Annotated in this window: 17 protein-coding genes; 8 read left to right on the forward strand and 9 right to left on the reverse strand. The window is 72.1% G+C overall.

Features of this window, described 5'->3' with window-relative positions:
- Positions 1-46: 46 nt before the first annotated feature.
- From BLT97_RS30620 to rsmI, 4 genes are all read right to left on the reverse strand, one after another.
- The gene (locus BLT97_RS30620; protein WP_093616027.1) at positions 47-1,519 is read right to left on the reverse strand and encodes a resuscitation-promoting factor; all 1,473 of its coding nucleotides are present in this window, start codon (positions 1,517-1,519) and stop codon (positions 47-49) included.
- A gap of 165 nt (positions 1,520-1,684) precedes the next feature.
- Positions 1,685-2,554, reverse strand: coding sequence for a TatD family hydrolase (locus tag BLT97_RS30625; protein ID WP_093616029.1), 870 nt, complete (start codon positions 2,552-2,554; stop codon positions 1,685-1,687).
- 65 nt (positions 2,555-2,619) lie between these two features.
- Positions 2,620-3,084: a hypothetical protein gene (locus BLT97_RS30630; protein ID WP_425442785.1), complete on the reverse strand. Its 465-nt coding sequence runs from the start codon at positions 3,082-3,084 to the stop codon at positions 2,620-2,622.
- Positions 3,085-3,267: 183 nt separating this feature from the next.
- Entirely contained in the window at positions 3,268-4,152 is an 885-nt protein-coding gene (gene rsmI, locus BLT97_RS30635; RefSeq protein ID WP_093616031.1) for a 16S rRNA (cytidine(1402)-2'-O)-methyltransferase, read from the reverse strand.
- A 113-nt stretch (positions 4,153-4,265) separates the two neighbouring features.
- On the opposite strand from rsmI, the gene BLT97_RS30640 reads away from it, so the two are divergent.
- From BLT97_RS30640 to BLT97_RS30660, 5 genes are all read left to right on the forward strand, one after another.
- The gene (locus tag BLT97_RS30640; RefSeq protein WP_093616033.1) at positions 4,266-6,023 is read left to right on the forward strand and encodes a dolichyl-phosphate-mannose--protein mannosyltransferase; all 1,758 of its coding nucleotides are present in this window, start codon (positions 4,266-4,268) and stop codon (positions 6,021-6,023) included.
- 152 nt (positions 6,024-6,175) lie between these two features.
- Positions 6,176-7,789: a penicillin-binding transpeptidase domain-containing protein gene (locus BLT97_RS30645; protein WP_093616035.1), complete on the forward strand. Its 1,614-nt coding sequence runs from the start codon at positions 6,176-6,178 to the stop codon at positions 7,787-7,789.
- Positions 7,790-7,911: 122 nt separating this feature from the next.
- Positions 7,912-9,630 carry a penicillin-binding transpeptidase domain-containing protein gene (locus BLT97_RS30650; RefSeq protein ID WP_093616037.1) on the forward strand — a complete coding sequence of 573 codons (1,719 nt, stop codon included), beginning with the start codon at positions 7,912-7,914 and terminating at the stop codon, positions 9,628-9,630.
- Between the two features lie 67 nt (positions 9,631-9,697).
- Positions 9,698-10,198, forward strand: coding sequence for a YbaK/EbsC family protein (locus BLT97_RS30655; RefSeq protein WP_093616039.1), 501 nt, complete (start codon positions 9,698-9,700; stop codon positions 10,196-10,198).
- On the forward strand, positions 10,195-11,046 hold the full coding sequence (locus BLT97_RS30660) for a DMT family transporter (protein ID WP_093616041.1): 852 nt from the start codon (positions 10,195-10,197) through the stop codon (positions 11,044-11,046). Before BLT97_RS30655 ends, BLT97_RS30660 begins: the two co-directional genes overlap by 4 nt.
- 59 nt (positions 11,047-11,105) lie before the next feature.
- Here BLT97_RS30660 and BLT97_RS30665 read toward each other — a convergent pair whose 3' ends face one another.
- The 5 genes from BLT97_RS30665 to BLT97_RS30685 all read right to left on the reverse strand — a co-directional run bounded on the left by BLT97_RS30665 (position 11,106) and on the right by BLT97_RS30685 (position 15,909).
- Positions 11,106-11,885, reverse strand: coding sequence for an SDR family NAD(P)-dependent oxidoreductase (locus tag BLT97_RS30665; RefSeq protein ID WP_093616043.1), 780 nt, complete (start codon positions 11,883-11,885; stop codon positions 11,106-11,108).
- A gap of 29 nt (positions 11,886-11,914) precedes the next feature.
- Positions 11,915-13,099, reverse strand: a complete 1,185-nt coding sequence (locus tag BLT97_RS30670; protein ID WP_093616183.1) for a serine hydrolase domain-containing protein — start codon at positions 13,097-13,099, stop codon at positions 11,915-11,917.
- A gap of 170 nt (positions 13,100-13,269) precedes the next feature.
- Positions 13,270-14,040: an energy-coupling factor ABC transporter ATP-binding protein gene (locus BLT97_RS30675; RefSeq protein ID WP_093616045.1), complete on the reverse strand. Its 771-nt coding sequence runs from the start codon at positions 14,038-14,040 to the stop codon at positions 13,270-13,272.
- A complete protein-coding gene (gene cbiQ, locus BLT97_RS30680) occupies positions 14,028-14,789 on the reverse strand; it encodes a cobalt ECF transporter T component CbiQ (protein ID WP_093616047.1) in 762 nt (253 codons plus the stop codon). Before cbiQ ends, BLT97_RS30675 begins: the two co-directional genes overlap by 13 nt.
- A 49-nt stretch (positions 14,790-14,838) precedes the next feature.
- Positions 14,839-15,909 carry an energy-coupling factor ABC transporter permease gene (locus tag BLT97_RS30685; RefSeq protein ID WP_093616049.1) on the reverse strand — a complete coding sequence of 357 codons (1,071 nt, stop codon included), beginning with the start codon at positions 15,907-15,909 and terminating at the stop codon, positions 14,839-14,841.
- Between the two features lie 246 nt (positions 15,910-16,155).
- Here BLT97_RS30685 and BLT97_RS30690 point away from each other — a divergent pair, with 246 nt between their 5' ends.
- The 3 genes from BLT97_RS30690 to BLT97_RS30700 all read left to right on the forward strand — a co-directional run bounded on the left by BLT97_RS30690 (position 16,156) and on the right by BLT97_RS30700 (position 20,290).
- Entirely contained in the window at positions 16,156-16,515 is a 360-nt protein-coding gene (locus BLT97_RS30690) for an SsgA family sporulation/cell division regulator (protein ID WP_093616051.1), read from the forward strand.
- Between the two features lie 122 nt (positions 16,516-16,637).
- Positions 16,638-19,910 carry a S41 family peptidase gene (locus tag BLT97_RS30695; RefSeq protein WP_245769633.1) on the forward strand — a complete coding sequence of 1,091 codons (3,273 nt, stop codon included), beginning with the start codon at positions 16,638-16,640 and terminating at the stop codon, positions 19,908-19,910.
- Between the two features lie 155 nt (positions 19,911-20,065).
- Positions 20,066-20,290 (forward strand): hypothetical protein, encoded by a 225-nt coding sequence (locus BLT97_RS30700; protein ID WP_093616055.1) that lies wholly within the window; start codon positions 20,066-20,068, stop codon positions 20,288-20,290.
- Positions 20,291-20,376 lie beyond the last annotated feature (86 nt).

Genomic DNA, 20,376 nt, shown 5'->3' on the forward strand with positions numbered 1-20,376 from the left:
CCGGCCGGAGGTCGGATGCGGGCGCGGGGGGCGCCCGCCCAGGGCCTCACCCGTACAACCGCCGCCCGCAGTGCGGCCAGGGCGAGGCACCCCGCTGCACATACAGCTTCTTCGCGCGATACGTCTGCTCCGCCGCCGGAGCGTCCTGCGGGCGCCCGCTCCCGCCGAGCCCCTGCCACGTCCGCGTATCGAACTGGTAGAGGCCCCCGTACGTGCCGGACGGGTCCGTGACGTGCGGGCGGCCGCCCGACTCGCAGGCCGCGAGGCCCGACCAGTTGAGGCCGTCGGCGCCGCTGACCGAGGAGGGCAGCGGCTTGGTGCCGACCTTGACGATCTGCGTCTCGGGCTCGCGCACCACCTCGGTCTTCAGGCGCTTCGGCTTCTGCTTCACGCCGTTCACGGTGCGCAGCGCGTACGTGACCCGGCGGGCGCCCTGCCGGCCCGGCTGCACCACGACCTCCGTACCCGCGAACAGCGAGGCGTCCTGGGTGCGCTGCACGTCGAAGGCGATGGGCTCCTCGCGCACCTCCTTGCTGCCGGTGACCCGCATGACCGTCACGGTCTGGCCGTCGCGCGGGAAGCTGCCGGGCGGCACGGAGGTGGTGTCCTGGCCGCGCAGCGAGATCCCGGCCTCCTCGACGGCCTCGCGCACGGTGGCCGCGTTCGTGCGGATGGTGCGCTCCCGGCCGTCGGCCATGATCGTGACGGTGCGCTCGGTGCGGACGTCGAGCCGGAGCCCTTCGCGCGCGATCCGCTTCGAGCGCGAGGCCGACAGGTACGCGCCCTCCGCGCGCACGCCGAGCTGGCGCAGCGCCCCGTCGACGGTGTGCTCGGTCGTCCAGACCTTGCGGCGCTGCCCGTCGAGGGTGAGGTGGACGGGCCGGCCGTAGCGGACCACGACCTCGTCGCCGCTGGCCAGTTCGGTGCCGGGGGCGGGCGCGACGACATCGTGCGCGCCCACGTCAAGACCTTCGTCGGCGACGAGTTCGGCCACGTCGTCGGCGAAGGTGTGCAGGGTGCGCTCCTTGCCGTCGACCGAGAGCTTCACGGCCTTGTCCTCGGCGACGAACGCGGAGGTGCCGCCCGCGAGGAAGGCCACGACGAGCGCCTGCGGCACGAGCCGGCGCAGGCTCTCGGGCCGTTCGGAGGTCTTCTTGCGCCGCGCGGCCCGCCGCGCCTCGGCCCGCCCGCCCGCACGGGGCTCGGCTGCGCTCTCCGTACGGGGCTCGGACGCGCTGTCCGTACCCGGCCCGTCGGGCGGGGACACCGCCGGCGCGGGCGTCTGGACGGGGGCCTGCCGGGGGAACTCGCCCTGCGCCCGCTCCCGCCGCGCGGCCCGCGTCTCATAGGCCGGCCGGTACGTGTCCTGGGGCGCGCCCGCGACGTCCGCGTACGGCCGCCCGTACGGCTCCTCGTACCGCTGCGGCTCCCCGTACGGCTGGGGCTCCTCGTACCGCTGCGGCTCCCTGTACTGCTGCTCGCCCACCCCGTAGGGGTCGTACGAAGTCCCATGGCTCACGACGTCGCTCCAGGCTCCAAGGGGTCCCGATCAAGGGCTCCGGATCAAGCAAGGGGTCCGGATCAAGCGGAGCGAACCTAGCGGAGCTTGTGTCACTCTCCCAAGCAGCGCGACTACGCAGTGTCGCGGCGCTGCCCCGGGATGCGGCCGCGGGAGCGTTATCGCTCAGTAATCAAAGGCGCGGGCCGTGTTCGCGGAAACCGCCGCTGCCAGCACGTCCTCGGTCACCCCCGCCACGAGCGCCATGGCGCGCAATGTGACCGGAATGAGATACGGGGCGTTAGGCCGTCCGCGGTAGGGCGCGGGGGTCAGGAAGGGCGCGTCGGTCTCGACGAGGACCAGTTCGAGCGGGGCGGCCTGCAGCGCGTCCCGCAGGTGCTGCGCGTTCTTGAAGGTCACGTTGCCCGCGAACGACATGAAGTAGCCGTTCTGCGCGCAGACTTGGGCCATCTCGGCATCACCGGAGTAGCAGTGGAAGACAGTGCGCTCGGGGGCGCCCTCCTCCTTGAGGATGCGCAGCACATCGGCGTGCGCCTCGCGATCGTGGATCACCAGGGCCTTGCCGTGCCGCTTGGCGATCTCGATGTGCGCGCGGAAGGACTTCTCCTGTGCGGCCTTGCCCTCGGGCCCGGTGCGGAAGTAGTCGAGCCCGGTCTCGCCGACGCCCTTGACCTGCGGGAGCGCGGCGAGCCGGTCGATCTCGGCGAGCGCCTCGTCCAGACCCGCGTCGCCGAGCGGCTCGCGGGCGCCCTGGCGCGACCAGCCGTCGGGGTCGCCGTGCACGATCCGCGGCGCCTCGTTGGGATGCAGCGCGACGGTCGCATGCACGCTCTCGTACGCCGCCGCCGTATCGGCCGCCCACTGCGAACCCTTGAGGTCGCAGCCGACCTGCACCACCGTGGTCACGCCCACGGACGCGGCCTTCGCGAGCCCTTCCTCGACGGTGCCGTCCTGCATGTCGAGGTGCGTGTGCGAGTCCGCGACGGGGATGCGCAGGGGCTCGGGCAGCGGCGGGGGTGCGTCCTTGGGGCTCATGCCTCGATCCTACGAACCGGGGCGACGGCTCCGAGGACGCACCCGGGCGCGCCCGGCCCCTGGGCTCAGGGCTGCTGCCTGCCCTTGAACGGATGCAGCAGATCCGACAGGTGCCAGTGGTGCCCGGCTCCTTCCGGGACGGGTCCCGCGGCCGGCACCTCCGGCTTCCCGCCGTGCTTCTTCGGCCGGTGCTTGTGGTCCTTGCTGTGGGCCAGCAGGTCGAGGATCGAGGAGACCTGCCCGGCCTGCATGATGCGGACGACGTGCCCGCCGCAGTTGAGGCAGGTGGGCCGGGTCAGCGGCGAGGGGACGCGCTGCCCGCCCGCCATGTAGAGCACGAATTCATTGCCCTTGCCGTCGACGAAGTGCTCGATGTCGTAGGACTGCTCCCAGCCGTGCCCGCAGCGCATACAGGCGAAGGCGTACGACTCGTGAACGGTGGCTATCGGATGGGTCGGCAGGCTGGTCGGGTCCGCAGGGGATTGTGCTGCGGCGTCGACGTCTGCGGCGCGGCCGGTGATCTCACTCATGCCAGCTCCTCTTGTCCCTCGGACAAGTACGTCCGGGGTCATCCACGTGCGAAGGAACCGATCTCGATTCCCTCATCCAGTGGACTCCTCGTCCGGCCGGAACGCATCAGACCTGTCGACTATTGGAGCGGTTTTGGGTGCCTCATGTGGAAAGAGCCCGATGCCCGGCTTAGCCTTTGCTTTTCACGATAGTCCTTTGCCGTCTTTTGGCGACCGTCCCGCCGCATTCTTTGCCGCGACCACAGCATCGAATACCTCGCGCTTGGGCAGCCCCGCCTCGGCCGCGACCGCCGCGATGGCCTCCTTGCGGCGCTCCCCCGCCTCCTCGCGCACCTGCACCCGGCGCACCAGCTCGTCCGCGTCAAGGTCGGCCACCGTCTCGGGGGCGCCCTCGACGACCACGGTGATCTCCCCGCGCACCCCTTCGGCGGCCCAGGCGGCCAGCTCGCCGAGGCCGCCGCGCTTGACCTCCTCGTAGGTCTTGGTGAGCTCGCGGCACACGGCGGCGCGGCGGTCGGCACCGAAGGCCTCGGCCATCGCAGCGAGGGTGTCGTCGAGGCGGTGCGGGGCCTCGAAGTAGACCAAGGTGCGCCGCTCCCCGGCCACTTCGCGCAGCCGCGACATGCGCTCGCCGGCCTTGCGCGGCAGGAAGCCCTCGAAGCAGAAGCGGTCCACGGGCAGCCCGGACAGGGCGAGTGCGGTGAGCACGGCGGACGGGCCCGGCACCGCGGTGACCTTGATGTCCTTCTCCACGGCGGCCGCGACGAGCCGGTAGCCGGGGTCGGACACGGAGGGCATCCCGGCGTCCGTCACCAGGAGCACTCGGGCGCCGTCGACGAGGGCCTGCACCAGCTCCGGCGTACGGGCGGACTCGTTGCCCTCGAAGTACGAGACGACGCGTCCGGTGGTCTGCACCCCGAGCGCCTGGGTGAGCCGGCGAAGCCGCCGGGTGTCCTCGGCGGCGACGACGTCGGCCGTCTCGAGCTCGGCGGCGAGCCGGGGCGGCGCGTCGGCGGTGTCGCCGATGGGCGTGCCGGCCAGGACGAGGGTTCCTTGCGTTCCTGTCACGGCTCCATCCTCGCAGGAGGCGCGCGCCGATCCGGCCGCCGGACCGGACCGGTCCGCTTTCCCCGGCGGGCCGCACCTGGGACGCGCACAGGCCCGTTCCCTACGATGGCGCGGTGACCAGTGCTCCGTCCCCACCCACAAGGGACTCCACCGCCCGGCCGCCCGGCGATGCCCCCGAAGCGCAACAGCCGCAGAACTGGCTGCGGCGCCTGCGCAGATTCGGGTACACCGCACCGGCGGGCGATGACGTCGGACGGCGCCTCGATCCCCCGTACGCCGAGCCGGGACCGCGCCTGTGGGCGCTGCTCGGGGTGCGCCCCGAGTCCCGCGCCGGTCTGACCCGGGCGCTCGGCTGGGGCGGGCCGCTGCTCGTCGCGCTGTTCGCGGGCGTGCTGCGCTTCTGGCAGCTGGGCAAGCCGAATGCGGTGATATTCGACGAGACGTACTACGCGAAGGACGCGTGGGCCCTGCTCAAGCGGGGTTACGAGGTCAACTGGCCCAAGGACTACAACGACACCGTCCTCGATCTCGGCTCGAAGGTCCCGCTCGGCCACGACCCCTCCTATGTCGTGCATCCGCCGATGGGCAAGTGGGTCATCGCGGCCGGCGAGTGGATGTTCGGTCTGAATCCGTTCGGCTGGCGCTTCATGGTGGCGCTGCTCGGCACGCTGTCGGTCTTGATGGTGTGCCGGATCGGGCGGCGGATGTTCCGCTCGACCTTCCTCGGCTGCCTTGCCGGTCTGCTGCTCGCGGTGGACGGGCTGCACTTCGTGATGAGCCGCACCGCGCTGCTCGATCTGCCGCTGATGTTCTTCGTGCTCACGGCGTTCGGCGCGCTCGTGATCGACCGCGACAAGGCGCGGGCCCGGCTGGCGGCTGCTCTCCCGAGGGACGGCGAAGGGGTCGTACGGCCCGACGCGGCGATCGCGGAAACGCTCCGGCTCGGCTGGCGGCCCTGGCGGATCGTGGCCGGCGTCGCACTCGGGCTCGCCTTCGCCACGAAGTGGAACGGCGGGATCTTCCTCGCCGCGTTCGGCCTGATGACGGTCCTGTGGGACGTGGGCGCGCGCCGGACCGCGGGGGCCCGACGCCCGTATGTCTCGGTCCTGAAGCGGGATGTGCTGCCCGCGTTCGTCTCCACGGTCCCGGTCCTGTTCGTCACCTATCTGGCGACCTGGACCGGCTGGCTGATGCACACCGACAAGGGCGACCGCGGCTATCTGCGCGAGTGGGGCGCGGAGCATCCCTCCAGCGGGCTCGGCGGCCTGTTCCCGGACTGGTGGCGCAGCCTGTGGCACTACTCGCACCAGGTGTGGGAGTTCCACGTCGGCCTGACCTCGCCGCACGACTACGAGTCGAACCCGTGGAGCTGGCTGGTCCTCGGCCGCCCGGTCTCGTACTACTACGAGTCCCCGGCGCCCGGCACCGGCGGCTGCCCGGCGGGCACCCGCGAGAAGTGCGCCAGCGAGGTCCTGGCGCTCGGCACCCCCCTGCTGTGGTGGGCCGCGTGCTTCGCGATCCTGTACGTCCTGTGGCGCTGGTTCTTCCGCCGCGACTGGCGGGCGGGCGCGATCGCCTGCGCGTTCCTGGCGGGCTTCCTGCCCTGGCTCAACTACCAGGAACGGACGATCTTCCTCTTCTACGCGGTCGTCTTCGTGCCGTACCTGTGCCTGGCCCTGGCGATGATGATCGGCGCGATCATCGGGCCCCCGGGCTCGGCGGAACGGCGGCGGGTCGTCGGTGTGGTGGGCGCAGGCGTTCTCGTCCTCCTGATCGTCTGGAACTTCATTTATTTCTGGCCTCTTTACACCTCGCACCCCATTCCGGTGGATTCCTGGCGGTCGCGGATGTGGTTCGACACGTGGGTGTGACGCTCGGGCATTGCGAGGGATAGCGATTCGAGACCTTGCCTGACCCCGACTGTCACGGAAAGCGCTTAAGCTGCTCCCCATAACTTCCTGAACACGTTCAACGCACAAAACGGGGAGGCGTGTTCAGGACTCCTGGGGAGGGGAGCGCAGTCATGCGCAATGGAGTCAAGACGGCCTTGGTCGGCGGGGTATTCACCGCGATGGTGGGGGTCGCCGGGTACGGGGCGTTCAATTTGTACAACGGGGTGACGGGGGGATCGTCCGCGAGTGCGGATTCCGGGCCGACGACCGGCCCGCCCACCGGCGCCGAGGTGGAGAAGGCGGCCGCGTCCTTCTTCAAGCGCTGGGAGAACGGGGACGCGGACGCGGCGGCCGATTTCACCAACGACCCGGTCGCGGCCGGCCGGGTGCTGCACTCCTTCACGGGCGCGGACATCACCAAGGTGAAGATCGAACAGGGCGAGGCGAGCGGCGCGAACGTGCCCTTCACGGTTTCCGCCACGGTGGCGTACGGAGGCAAGTCCGAGCCCCTTTCGTACAAGAGCCAGTTGAAGGTCGTACGCGGCGAGAGCACCGGCCGGGCGCTGGTCGACTGGCAGCCGACAGTGATCCACCCCGAGCTGAAGAGGGACGACACCCTCGAGGTCGGCGAGGCGGACAACCCGCAGATCGAGGCCGTCGACCGGGACGGCAAGGTGCTGAGCCGCGAGAAGTACCCGTCCCTCGGCCCGGTCCTCGACCAGCTGCGCGAGCGCTTCGAGGACAAGGCCGGCGGCAAGCCGGGCATCGAGCTGTGGATCGAGCGCGCCGACCAGACCGCGTACAACACCACGCTGGTGACCCTGCAGAAGGGCGAGCCGGGGAAGATCAAGACGACGCTGAGCGCACGGGTGCAGGCGGCCGCGGAGAAGGCCGTGCGGAGCAAGGCCAAGTCCTCCGTCGTGGCGATCCAGCCCAGCACCGGACAGGTACTCGCCGTGGCCAATCAGGAACCCGGCAACAATGTCGCTTTCCTGGGCAGGCTGGCGCCCGGCTCCACCATGAAGATCGTGACGGCGGCGACGTTCATCGACAACGGCGTGGCGGTTCCGAGCACCAGGATTCCTTGCGAGCACGACATCGTGTACCGCAGCCAGACCTTCCACAACCTGCCCGGCCTGCAGGCGAACTTGAACGCCACCCTGGCCGACAACTTCGCCCGCTCGTGCAACACCGGCTTCATCAAGGGCATCGCCCACGACAACCTCAAGGACGACTCCCTGACACGCGAAGCTGCCAAGTTCGGCATCGGCGCCAACTGGCAGACGGGGATCTCCTCGTACGACGGCTCGGTGCCCGCCGCCGCGAACTCCGACCGCGGGGCGAACGCCATCGGGCAGGGTGTGGTGCAGATGAGCCCGCTGAACATGGCCTCGATCGTGGCCACCGTGCAGGGTGGCGGCACCTTCCGCCAGCCGGTGATCGTCGACTCCTCGTACGGGCTCGACCGGGCCACCGCGAACGGCATCAGCACGACCACGGCGAGCCAGCTGGCCCAGATGATGCGCACCACCGCACACTCCGGCTCGGCCGCGGACGCCATGCGCGGCCTCGGCGCGGGTGTCGGCGCCAAGACCGGTTCGGCCGAGGTCGCCGGGCAGGAGAAGCCGAACAGCTGGTTCGCCGGTTTCCGCGGAGACATCGCCGTGGCCGCCGTCGTGATCGAAGGCGGACGCGGCGGCGAGGCGGCAGGACCGATCGTGGCGCAGGTGCTGGCCGCCAACTGATCCCCCAGGGGGGGTGGGGCCCGCACACCCGGGCCCCACCCGTCAACCCGGACAACCCCATTCCCGGAAGCCCTATAGGGTGCCCGGACAGCCAGACACCGCAGGGCAAGGCGGAGGAACCGGTGGGCAAGCGAGGGCGCTCGGGCGAGCAGAACGCCATGAGCAAGGAGACCAAGGTCGCGCTGATCGCGGTCGCGGCCGGCGCCGTGGTCGCGGGGGTGGGCGTCACGGCCTACGCCCTGGTCGGCGGCGGTTCCGACGGGTCCGGTGACGAGCCGCTGTCGCCCAAGGAGCTGCAGGCCAGGCCGCTGTCCGCCGCGGAGGTCGCGCAGACCTCGGAGCGGTTCCTCGCCGCGTGGGCGAAGGGCGACGCGGCGGGCGCGGCCGCGCTGACCGACGACGCCGCCGCCGCGAAGGCCGCGCTCACCTCGTACGCGAAGGACGCCCACCTGACCGGTGCGAAGTTCACGCCGGGCAAGGGTGCGGGCGCCAAGGTGCCGTTCAAGGTGGCCGCGACGGTCTCGTACGAGGGAAAGTCCAAGCCGTACGCGTACGACAGCGAGCTGACCGTGGTGCGTGACGCCGCGGGCAAGCCGGTGGTGGACTGGCGCCCCGACGTGGTGCACCCGGGCCTCAAGGCGGGCGACGTCCTGCGCGCCGGCGAGGCGGGCACACCGCCGATCAAGGCCGTGGACCGCAACGGCGGGGAGATCACCGCCGAGAAGTACCCCTCGCTCGGCAGCGTGCTCGACGGGCTGCGCGAGAAGTTCGGCGAGAAGGCGGGCGGCAGCGCGGGCATCGAGCTGCAGATCGTGCGCGCCGATCCCGCGAAGGACAAGGGCAAGGACAAGAGCGACACCGCCAAGAGCAAGGACGACGGCAAGGCGCTGCCCGACAAGACCCTGCTCACGCTCTCCGAGGGCACCCCCGGGACGGTGAAGACCACGATCAGCCCGACCGCGCAGGCCGTGGCCGAGCGCGAGGTGGCCTCGCGGCACCGGGCCGCGATCGTGGTGCTCAAGCCGAGCACGGGCGAGATCCTCGCGGCGGCGAACTCCAACCCGCAGGGGATGAACGTGGCGCTTCAGGGCTCCCTCGCCCCCGGCTCCACGATGAAGATCGTGACGGCCTCGATGCTGCTCGAGAAGGGCCTCGCGGGCATCGACAAGCCGCACCCGTGCCCCAAGTACTTCACCTCCGGCGGCTGGAAGTTCCAGAACGTGGAGGAGTTCGAGATCAAGGGCGGCACCTTCCGCGCCAGCTTCGCGGCCTCCTGCAACACGGCCTTCATCTCGCAGGCCGGCAAGCTCGGCGACGGCGATCTGACCAAGCAGGCGCAGGAGGTCTTCGGCCTCGGGCGCGGCAACTGGCAGATCGGTGTGCCGAGTTTCGACGGCGCGGTGCCGGTGCAGTCGGCCGCGCAGAAGGCCGCCTCGCTGATCGGCCAGGGCGGGGTGCGGATGAACCCGCTGAACGTGGCCTCGATCATCGCCACCGCCAAGACGGGTGTCTTCAAGCAGCCCTACCTGGTCTCGCCCGAGGTGGACGGCCGTCAACTGGCCACCGCCTCGCGCACGTTGGCCCCGAAGGCCGCAGCCCAACTGCGCGAACTGCTCGCGTACACCGCGACGAACGGCTCCGCGGCCGAGGCGATGGCCTCGCTCGGCGGGGACATCGGCGGCAAGACCGGGTCGGCTGAGGTCGACGGCCAGAAGAAGCCGAACGGCTGGTTCACCGCCTGGCGCGGCGACACGGCCGCGGCCGCGGTGATGCAGGAGGGCGGCCGCGGCGGCAAGTCCTCGGGTCCGCTGGTCGCGTCGGTGCTGCGGCAGATCGGCTGACCTACCGGGTCTTTCGGGATACGAAACGGGGTCGCGTGGCCGGTACACGGACCGCTAGCGTGCGGCCATGAGTTCATCGCAGCCCGCCGCGCACCCCCGTTTCGCCGAGGCTCTGACCGAGCTCGGTCTCGCCTCCGTACTCACCGAGGTACGCGCCTTCCCGGAGGCCACGCGTACCGCCGCCCAGGCCGCCGAGGCCATCGGCTGCGAGCTGAGCGAGATCGTGAAGTCGCTGATCTTCGCGGCGGACGGGGTGCCGGTCCTGGTGCTGATGGACGGGTCCTCGCGGGTGGACATGGAGCTCGTACGGCGGGAGTTGGGCGCCGAGAAGGTCACGCGGCCCAATGCGGACGTCGTACGCGAGACCACCGGGTACGCGATCGGCGGCGTGCCGCCCTTCGGTCACCGTACGAAGACCCGGGTCCTGGCCGACCGCGGCCTGCTCGACCACGCGGCGGTCTGGGCGGCGGCCGGCACGCCGCACACGGTGTTCCCCATGGACCCGAAGGCGCTGATCGCGCATGCGGGCGGGGCGTTGGTGGACGTGCGCGAACAGCCCGCCCTGTGACGCCACTTGTCGCGGCCGCGGTCGTCCTCGCGGCCGTCACGCACGCGTCGTGGAACGCGCTGGCCCACCACATCAAGGACCAGCTCCTCGCGTTCACGCTGATCTCCGGCGGCGGCGCGCTGCTCGGCGGTCTGCTCGCCCTGTTCACCCCGGTGCCCGCTGCCGGCGCCTGGCCCTGGCTGGTCGCCTCGGCACTGCTGCACGTCGCCTACCAGGCGCTCCTGATGCGCTCGTTCTCGCTCGGCGACTTCGGCCAGATGTACCCGATCGCCCGCGGCACGGCTCCTCTGCTCGTCACGGCGGCGGCCGCGCTCTTCCTCGACGAGCACATCGGCGGGCTGCAACTGGCCGGGGTCGCGGTGGCCTGCGCGGGTCTGCTCGGGCTCGCGCTGTGGGGCATCCGGGGGTCGGGTCAGCGCCCGAAGTGGCCGGCGCTGTTCGCGGCGTTGGCCACCGGCGTGTCCATCGCCTCGTACACGGTGGTGGACGGTGTGGGTGTGCGCGCCTCCGGAACGCCGCTCGGGTACATCGCCTGGCTGATGATCCTCGAAGGCATCGCGATCCCCGTCTACGCCTGGTACCGCTACCGCTCCCAACTGGTGCCGCTGCTCCGCCCGTTCGCGGTCCGCGGACTGGTCGGCGCCGCGCTGTCGATCGTGGCCTACGGCCTGGTCCTCTGGGCCCAGACACAGGCCCCCCTCGCCCCGGTCGCAGCCCTGCGCGAGTCCTCGATCATCGTCGGCGCCGCGATCGGCGCCGTCCTGTTCAAGGAGCGGTTCGGGGCGCCGCGCGTGCTTGCGGCGGGTGTGCTCGCGGTGGGCATCGGCCTGATGCTCACGGCCGGTTGAGACCGGGCCTCGTCAGGGAAGGGGCCCTCGTCAGGGAAGCGGCGCCGACAGCGGAGGGGTCAGCGCGGCCGGTCCGGGTTGGTCGCGTTGACGAAGCCCTCGTGCACGGCGAGCAGCCCGCCGTCCACGCGGAGCACGGTGCCGGTCACCCAGGCCGCGTCGGCCGAGGCGAGGTAGGCGACGGCGGCCGCGATGTCCTCGGGCCGCCCGACCCTGCCCATCGGGTACATCGTGCTGATCTCGGCGAGCTGCTCCTCGCGCCCCGCCCACGCACCCGTGGCGACGGTGCCCGGGGCGACGAGGTTCACGCGCACGCCGCGCGGGGCCGCGTGCTGGGCCAGGGTGCGGGTCAGGCTCTCCAGGCCCGCCTTCGCCGCGCTGTAGGCGTGGTTGGAGAAGGCCACGGATCCGTTGACCGATCCGATGTTCACGATCGAGCCCCGCCCGGAGGCGGCGAGGTGCGGCAGGGCGGCGCGGGCGCAGCGGAAGGCGCCGGAGAGCGTGACGTCGAGGTCGCGGGCCCAGGTCTCGTCGGGCTCGTCCTCGAAGAGGGGGGCGTCGGGATGGCAGGAGTAGGCGTTGTTGACGAGCACGTCGAGCCGTCCGAAACGGTCCAGGGCCGAGGCCACCGCGGCCTCCACCTCCGCGCGGTCGGTGACGTCGCACCGGGCCGCATGCGCCGAACTCCCCAGCTCGGCCGCGGTCTTGGCGGCCTCGTCCGCGTCGGCGTCGGTGACGAGGACCCCGGCCCCTTCGGTCACCAGCCGCCGTGCGGTCTCCTTGCCTATCCCGCGCGCGGCACCGGTGATCAGGACTGCGGAACCCTCGAATCGCCTCATGCCCGCCACCGTAGCGGCCGGCCCCCGGCTCAGCCCTGTCCCTGCACGGCCGTCCGCACCGCCCGCACCAGAGCCTGCGCCCGCGGATCCGCCGTGACGCCCTTCTGCAGACCGTTCGTGGTGTACCCGAACGCGATGCCCGACTCCGGGTCCGCGAAGCCGAGCGGGCCGCCGCGGCCGGGGTGGCCGAAGGACGTGGGGCCGAGGAGGGGGGAGGCGGGGCCGTGCAGCATGTAGCCCGGTCCGAAGCGGGTGTTGACCACGAGCGTGCGGTCCGGGCCGGCCGACTCCTCCGTGCGTGCGAGCGCCACCGTCGCCGGGACGAACAGCGGGCGGTGGCCGTCGACCGGGCCGATCAGGGAGGCGTAGAAGCGGGCCAGGGCGCGGGCGTTCGCCATGCCGTTCGTCGCCGGGAGTTCGGCGGCCCGGTACGCGGGGGCGTTCTCGTCCGTGGGCGCGAGGGCCGCGAAGGCGCGGCGGGTCAGGGACGAAGGGTCCGCGTACGCGTCGGCCACCGCCTTCTTGGGCCGCAGCCGCAGCCCGCCTCCCACCGCCGGCGGCTCCACGCGCAGGATGCGGCCCGCGCGGTGCTGCTCGGCCTCGGGCAGGCCGATCCACAGGTCGATGCCGCGCGGCCCGGTGATCTGCTCGCGCAGCCAGGTGCCGAGCGTCCGCCCGGTGACCCGCCGCACCAGCTCGCCGACCGTCCAGCCGTACGTGTGCGGGTGGTAGCCGTGGTCCGTGCCCGGCGCCCAGACGGGTGCCTGGGCGGCGACGGCGCGGGGCCCGGCCTCCGGGTCCTCGAAGGGGACAGGTGTGTCGAGTACGGGGACGCCCGCGCGGTGCGCGAGCAGGTGGCGTACGCGCGTGTGCTCCTTGCCCGCCGCCTTGTACTCGGGCCAGTACGTGCCCACCGGGGCGTCCAGGTCGAGCTGGCCGCGCTGGTGCAGGAGCAGCGGGACCGCGGCGGCCACGCCCTTGGTGGCCGAGCGGATCAGGTGCAGGCTGTCGCGCTCCCAGGGCCCGGTGGAGTCCACGTCGCGCGTGCCGCCCCACAGGTCGACCACGGGCCGCCCGTCGCGGTACACGGCCACGGAGGCGCCGCGCTCACCGCGCTCGGCGAAGTTCCGTACGAAGGCCTCGCGCACGCCCTCCCAGCCGGGCTCGACCGTGCCCCGGACCTCGACGGCCCCGGACTCGGCCGCACCGTTCACGGCAGCCGCCGCGCCCCGCGCCTCGTCCACGCCCTGGGCCTCGACCCCGTCCCTGCCCTGGACCCCGTCCACGTCGCCGCTCCATTCCGTACCGTCCGGACCTTCCTGGACCGGACGGTCACCATGGTGCAACGTGCACGCGCCGTTGCCGATTCCGGGGCCCCGGGGCCTCAGCCCTGGGCGCCCGTCCGCACCGAGCGCGGGTCGAAGCCGAAGGGCAGCTCCAGGCGGTTCGCGCGCATCAGCTCCTCGTCCGCGAGCAGCTCCCCCGTCGGACCGTCCGCCGCGATCACTCCGTCGCTGAGGACGAGGGAGCGCGGGCAGAGTTCGAGGGCGTACGGCAGGTCGTGCGTGACCATCAGGACCGTCACGTCCAACGACCGCAGGATGTCCGCGAGTTCGCGGCGCGAGGCCGGGTCGAGGTTGGAGGAGGGCTCGTCCAGGACGAGGATCTCGGGCTCCATCGCGAGCACCGTCGCGACGGCGACCCGGCGCCGCTGCCCGAAGGACAGGTGGTGCGGCGGCCGGTCGGCGAACTCCTCCATGCCCACCAGGGACAGCGCCTTGCGCACGCAGGCTTCCAGCTCCGGCCCGCGCAGACCCGCCGCGGCAGGACCGAAGGCGACGTCCTCGCGGACGGTCGGCATGAACAGCTGGTCGTCGGGGTCCTGGAAGACGATCCCGACGCGGCGCCGCACCTCGGCGAAGTTCGCCTTCACCACCGGGGTCCCGGCCACGTGCACCGTGCCCGCTCCCCCGGTCAGGATCCCGTTGAGGTGCAGTACGAGGGTGGTCTTGCCCGCGCCGTTCGGCCCGAGCAGCGCCACCCGCTCGCCCCGCCCGATGCTGAAGTCCACGCCGAACAGGGCCTGGTGGCCGTCGGGATAGGCGTACGCGAGGCCACGGACCTCGAGGGAAGGGGCGGTCGTCACAGGAACCATCCAAGCAGGCAGACGAGCAGGGCGGCGGCGGGCAGCGCGAGGGCGTACGACCACTGGGCGCGCGAGGCGGTCACCTCGTCGATCACGGGCATCGAGCCCGCGTACCCGCGGCTGACCATGGCCAGATGGACCCGCTCGCCCCTCTCGTACGAGCGGATGAAGAGCGCGCCCGCGGTCTTGGCGAGCACGCCCCAGTGGCGTACCCCGCGCGCCTCGAAGCCGCGGGACTCACGCGCGATCCGCATCCGGCGCAGCTCGTCGGAGATGACATCCCCGTACCGGATCATGAAGGAGGCGATCTGCACGAGCAGCGGCGGCAGCTTCAACCGCTGGAGTCCGAGCAGGAGTTGCCGCAGTTCGGTGGTGGCGGCGAGCAGCACGGAGGCGGCCACGCCGAGGGTGCCCTTGGCGAGGATGTTCCACGCGCCCCACAGCCCGTTGACGCTGAGGGACAGGCCGAGCACCTCGGTGCGCTCGCCCTGTGCCACGAACGGCAGCAGGACCGCGAAGGCCACGAAGGGCACCTCGAACAGCAGCCGCTTCAGGAGGAATCCGGCCGGGATGCGGGCCAGCGCCGCGACCGCGCCGATGAGCACCGCGTACAGCCCGAACGCCCAGACCGCCTCGCGCGGGGTGGAGACGACCACCACCACGAAGCAGAGGACGGCGGCGAGCTTGCAGTGCGGCGGCAGCGCGTGCACGGGCGAACTCCCGCGCACGTACAGCTTGTGGGCGTGTCCCGCTCCCATGTCAGACCGCTTCCCGTTCCGTCGTGCCCGCGCTCAGACCGCACTCATGTCAGACGGATTCCGGGGTACGCGCACCTTCGGAGGCCACGGTTCCGGAAGCCTCGGAGCCGCGCCGCCTGCGGACGACGACGAAGACGCCCGTGCCGACCAGGACGGTGGCGCCGACGCCGATGACGCCGGCGAGGCCGCCGGACAGCCGCGCGTTGTCCACGTCCTTGACGCCGTAGTCGGCGAGCGGGGAGTCGGCGCTCGCATGCTCGCGGTTCTCGGCGCCCTTGTCGAAGCCCTTGTCCGCGGCGACCTTCTCCAGGCCGTCGGGGCTGGCGGAGGCGTAGAAGGAGACGAAGCCCGCGAGGACGAGGGAGGCGACGAGACCGGCGATCCAGACCTTGCGCGGGGAGCGCACCGGGCCCTCGATGACGGCGGGCTCGGCGTCCACGAGTTCACCGCCGACGCGCAGCTTGAGCGGGGTGGTCAGACCGCGGGCGCCGTGCACCAGGTCGGGCCGCACCGCGATCACGGCGCCGACGGTGGCCGCGGTGATGGCGGCCTCGCCGATGCCGATCAGCGTGTGCACGCCGACCATGGCCGTGAACACGGTGCCGAGCGGCACCTCGGTGGTCCCGCCGAGCGCGTAGACGAGCACGAACGCGGCCGCCGAGGCCGGTACCGAGACGAGCGCGGCGACGAAGGAGGCGACGGTCACCGAGCGGCGCTTCCTCGGGAGCACCTTGAGCAGTCCGCGGAAGAGCGCGTAGGCGACGAGGGCGGTGACCACGCCCATGACCGTGATGTTCACGCCGAGGGCGGTCAGGCCGCCGTCGGCGAAGAGCACACCTTGGAGCAGGAGGACGACGGCTATGCACAGCACGCCCGTATAGGGCCCGACGAGGATCGCCGCGAGCGCCCCGCCCAGGAGGTGCCCGCTGGTGCCGGCGGCGACCGGGAAGTTCAGCATCTGCACGGCGAAGATGAACGCCGCGACCAGGCCGGCGAGCGGCGCGGTCCGCTCGTCGAGCTCCCGGCGCGCACCGCGCAGGGACACGGCGACGGCGCCGGCGGCGACGACTCCGGCGGCCGCGGAAACGGGTGCGTCGATGAATCCGTCGGGCACATGCATGGCAGGGCTCCGCTCTGCGGGGAGGCCGGGTGGTGAACCGTTCGATGATACGGGCTTCTTGCGAAGGGCTTGCAAGAGCGGACAGGTCACAAATGGGGCGCATCCGCAGGGGCGTGAGCAGGGTCACTTCACGCCGCGCTTAAAAGCCTCATAAGGGGGCATATCTACATAGTTGCTATGTGAAACTTCCGGTGCGGGCCCGACGGAGGCGCGCGGTCGGTGACGGTACGAGGGTGAGGAGCGTCGATGGACCAGGAGCACACCCCCGGTGTGGAGGTCTGCACCCGCGCCCATCTCGTCACGGCCGCCGACAGCGGCGACACGCACCGCGCGGTCCGCATCTCGCTGCGGGACGCCGGCGGCCGGGTGGACATCGCCGTGCTCGGCGAAGGCAGCGCCGGCTGGTCGCTGCCCCGCGAGGTTCTCGAACAGGGCATGACCGCCCCCGCCGCCAGCGGCGCCGCCCGGGTCTGGCCCTGCGGGCGGGTGACGACCGTCGTGGAGTTCCACACCGGACAGGGCGACGCCGTGCTCCAGCTCGACAACACGTTCCTGACCCGGTTCCTGAGCCGGACCGGCAGCACGCCCGCGCCGGCCGGTTCCTGAGCCGGACCCGCGGCGCACCCGCACCGGCCGGCCACGGAACCCGCGCGGTCGGCCACGGAACCCGCGCCGTCGGTGCACCGATCCGAGTTGCCGGGCCCCTCGCACCGGAAAAGCATGGGTAGGTGAGCGACTCCGCTGTGTTTTCTCCGAACTCGTATCTCCGCTTCCCGCACCTCCACGGCAGCCTCGTCTGCTTCGCCGCCGAGGACGATCTCTGGCTGAGTCCGATCACGCCGGAGGGTGCGGTCCCCGAGCGGGCCTGGCGGCTGACGGTGGACCGGACCCGGGTCAGCCACCCGCGCTTCTCGCCGGACGGCACGCAGATCGCGTACACGACCTGGCGCAGCCTCGATCCCGAGATCCACGTCGTCCCGGTCGCGGGCGGACCCGCGCGCCGGCTCACGTACTGGGGCAACACCGACACCCGTGTGTGCGGCTGGTCCCCGGACGGGGACATCCTCGCGGTGGCCAGCCACGGCCAGCCCTTCTCTCACTTCTCCTGGGCCTACACCGTGCCGACCGACGGCTCCCCCGGCGGCAAGATGCCCTGGGGCCCGGTCAGCGACATCGCGGTGGCCGACCTCGACGGCGAACGGCAGACGCTGCTGCTCACCGGCAAGCCGCCGCACGAGCCGGCGGCCTGGAAGCGGTACCGGGGCGGGGCGATGGGCCGGCTCTGGCTGCACGGCAAGCGGCTGCTCGAGGACCTCGGCGGGCATATCGCCTCGCCGATGTTCGTCCGCGGCCGGATCGCCTTCCTGTCCGACCACGAGGGCATCGGCAACCTCTACTCCTGCGCGCCCGACGGCACCGACCTCAGGCGCCACACCGACCACGACGAGTTCTACGCACGGCACGCCTCCAGCGACGGCGAGCGGGTGGTCTACCAGTGCGCCGGCGACGTATGGCTCGTGGACGACCTGTCCGCGGACGTGCAGCCGCGCCGCCTGGACGTGCGGCTCGGCGGTCCGCGGGTGGGGCGGCGCTCCTACCAGGTGCCGGCCGCGAACCACGTCGACGGGATCTCCGTGGACACCACGGGACGGGCCAGCGCGGTCTGCGTGCGCGGCTCGCTGTACTGGCTGACCCACCGCGACGGCCCGGCCCGCACCATCGTGGACACCCCCGGGGTGCGGGTGCGGCTGCCGGAGATGCTGGGCACGGGCGGGCAGGTCGCGTACGTGACCGACGCCGACGGCGAGGACGCGATCGAGATCTCGTATCTGCCGCGCGCGAGCGGCGAGCGCTCACCGCGCCGGTTCGCCTCCGGCGAGCTGGGGCGGGTGCAGGAACTGGTCGCCGACCCCGACGGCGAGCGGATCGCCATCGCATCGAACGACGGACGGCTGCTGCTCATCGACGTCACGGAGGACTCCAACGGCGAGGTCACCGAGCTGATCCGGTCGGTCAACGGGCCGGTGCGCGACCTCGCCTTCTCGCCGGACGGCGCCTGGCTGACCTGGTCCCACCCCGGGATCGGGCGCTCGCTGCGGCAGATCAAGATGGCGCGGATCGCGGGGCCCGGAGCCCGTACGGTCATCGACGTCACCAACGGCCGCTTCGAGGACGAGAACCCGGTCTTCACCAGCGACGGGCGCTTCCTCGCCTTCCTGTCCTGGCGCGGCTTCGACCCGGTGTACGACGTGCACACCGGCGACCTGTCCTTCCCGCTCGGCTGCCGCCCCTACCTGCTGCCCCTGTCCTCGGCCACCCCCTCGCCCTTCGCGCTCTCGCCCGACGGGCGGCCGGCGGCGGGCGGGCTCGATCCGGTCGAGGGCGACAGCAGCGACGGCACGGTGACGGTGGAGATCGAGGGGCTCGCGGACCGCGTGACCCCGTTCCCCGTGGCGGCCTCCAAGTACTCCTCTCTCGCGGCCGTCAGCGGCGGCGGCCTGGTGTGGCTGCGCTGGCCCATCTCGGGCGCGCTCGGCGAGACCTTCGCCAACCCGGCCGACACCTCGGGCCGCCCCACCCTCGAATACTTCAACATCACCAAGGCCAAGAAGACCGAACTCGTCGACGACCTCGACTGGTTCGCGCTCAGCGGCGACCTCAGCCGGCTCGTCGTGATGGACGAGGGCGATCTGCGGGCGGTGCCCTCCACCGAGACAGGCGACTCCGACTCCACGGTCTGGATCGACCTGCGCCGCATCGTGCACGAGGTCGACCCGCCGCACGAGTGGCGCCAGGCCTACGACGAGGCGGGCCGCATCATCAAGCACCTGTTCTGGGAGCCGGACATGTGCGGGATCGACTGGCGGGGCGTGCTCGACCAGTACCGGCCGCTGGTCGAACGGGTCGCGTCCCCCGACGAGTTCGCGGATCTGCTGCGCGAGGTGCTCGGCGAGCTCGGCACCTCGCACGCGTACGTCACCCCCGCCCGCCGCAACGAGGGCCCGCCGCACTACCAGCGCGCCCAGGGCCTGCTCGGCGCCGACCTCGTGTGCCGCGACGGCCAGTGGGTGATCAAGCGGATCCTGCCCGGCGACAACTCCGACTCCAAGGCCCGCTCCCCGCTCGCCGGCCTCGGTCTGCGCGAGGGCGCGGTGCTCACGCATGTGAACGGCCGCCCGGTCGATCCGGTCGCGGGCCCCTACCCGCTGCTCGCGGGCACGGGCGCCACCACCGTGGAGCTGACCTTCACGCCGGCCGAGGGCGAGGGCCGCGCGCGCCGCGTCGCGATCGTCCCGCTGATCGACGAGCGGCCGCTGCGCTACCAGGACTGGGTGGCCAAACGGCGTGAAGTGGTACGGGAGTTGAGCCACGGCAAGTGCGGCTATCTGCACATCCCCGACATGGGCGGCTCGGGCTGGGCCCAGTTCGTGCGCGACCTGCGCATGGAGGTCGCGCGGCCCGCGCTCATCGTGGACGTGCGCGGCAACGCGGGCGGGCACGTAAGCGAGCTGGTCATCGAGAAGCTCACGCGCAAGATCCTCGGCTGGGACCTGACCCGCGACGCCCAGCCCGTCTCGTACGCCTCCGCGGCGCCCCGCGGCCCGATCGTGGCGCTCGCCGACGAGGCCACCTCCTCCGACGGCGACATGATCACGGCCGCGTTCAAGCTGCTCGGGCTCGGCCCGGTGGTGGGCCAGCGCACCTGGGGCGGCGTGGTCGGCATGACCGGGCGGCACCGGCTCGGGGACGGCACGGTGATCACGGTGCCGATGAACGCGGCCTGGTTCGACGAGTACGGCTGGTCGGTCGAGAACCACGGTGTGGAGCCGGACGTGGCCGTTCTGCGCACCCCTCTGGACTGGGCGGAGGGCCGCTTCGCGCAGCTCGACGACGCGGTCTGCGTCGCGGTCGAGCTGCTGCACAGTGATGCGGCGGCGGTCCCGCCGGACTACTCCGCGGTACCGGACCGCAGGCGCCCCAAGTTGCCGCCGCGCATCTGATGTGCCGCGGCTGTACAGCCCTTGGGGCGAGGGGCTCCAGCCCTTGGGGCGCCTGGCCTGACGCAGCGTGACGGAGATCGAAATGCGAGGTTTGTCCGGCCGTGCCAGGCTGGGTCGTGGCCCAATCCCCTCACCCACCTCAGGAGTGAATCAGCATGGGCATTCAGGACCAGTTCAAGGACAAGGCGCAGGAGCTCGCGGACCGCGCGAAGGGCATGCAGGACCAGGCGTCCGAGAAGGCCTCGCAGCAGTCGGACCGCGCCTCGCAGCAGGCGGACCGGGCCCAGGACGAGGCCTCGGAGCGCGGCGCGCAGGCGCAGGACTCCGCGAAGAGCGCGTACCAGAACGCCTTCGACGACTCCAAGGACTACGACTCCTGACGCGTCGTACCTGAACCGCGCACTGCACACTGCGCACCGAGGGCGCACCCGGAGGCACCGGGTGCGCCCTCCCCTGTTGCGCGACG

The sequence above is a fragment of the Streptomyces indicus genome, from assembly GCF_900100315.1.
GTDB lineage: Bacteria > Actinomycetota > Actinomycetes > Streptomycetales > Streptomycetaceae > Streptomyces > Streptomyces indicus.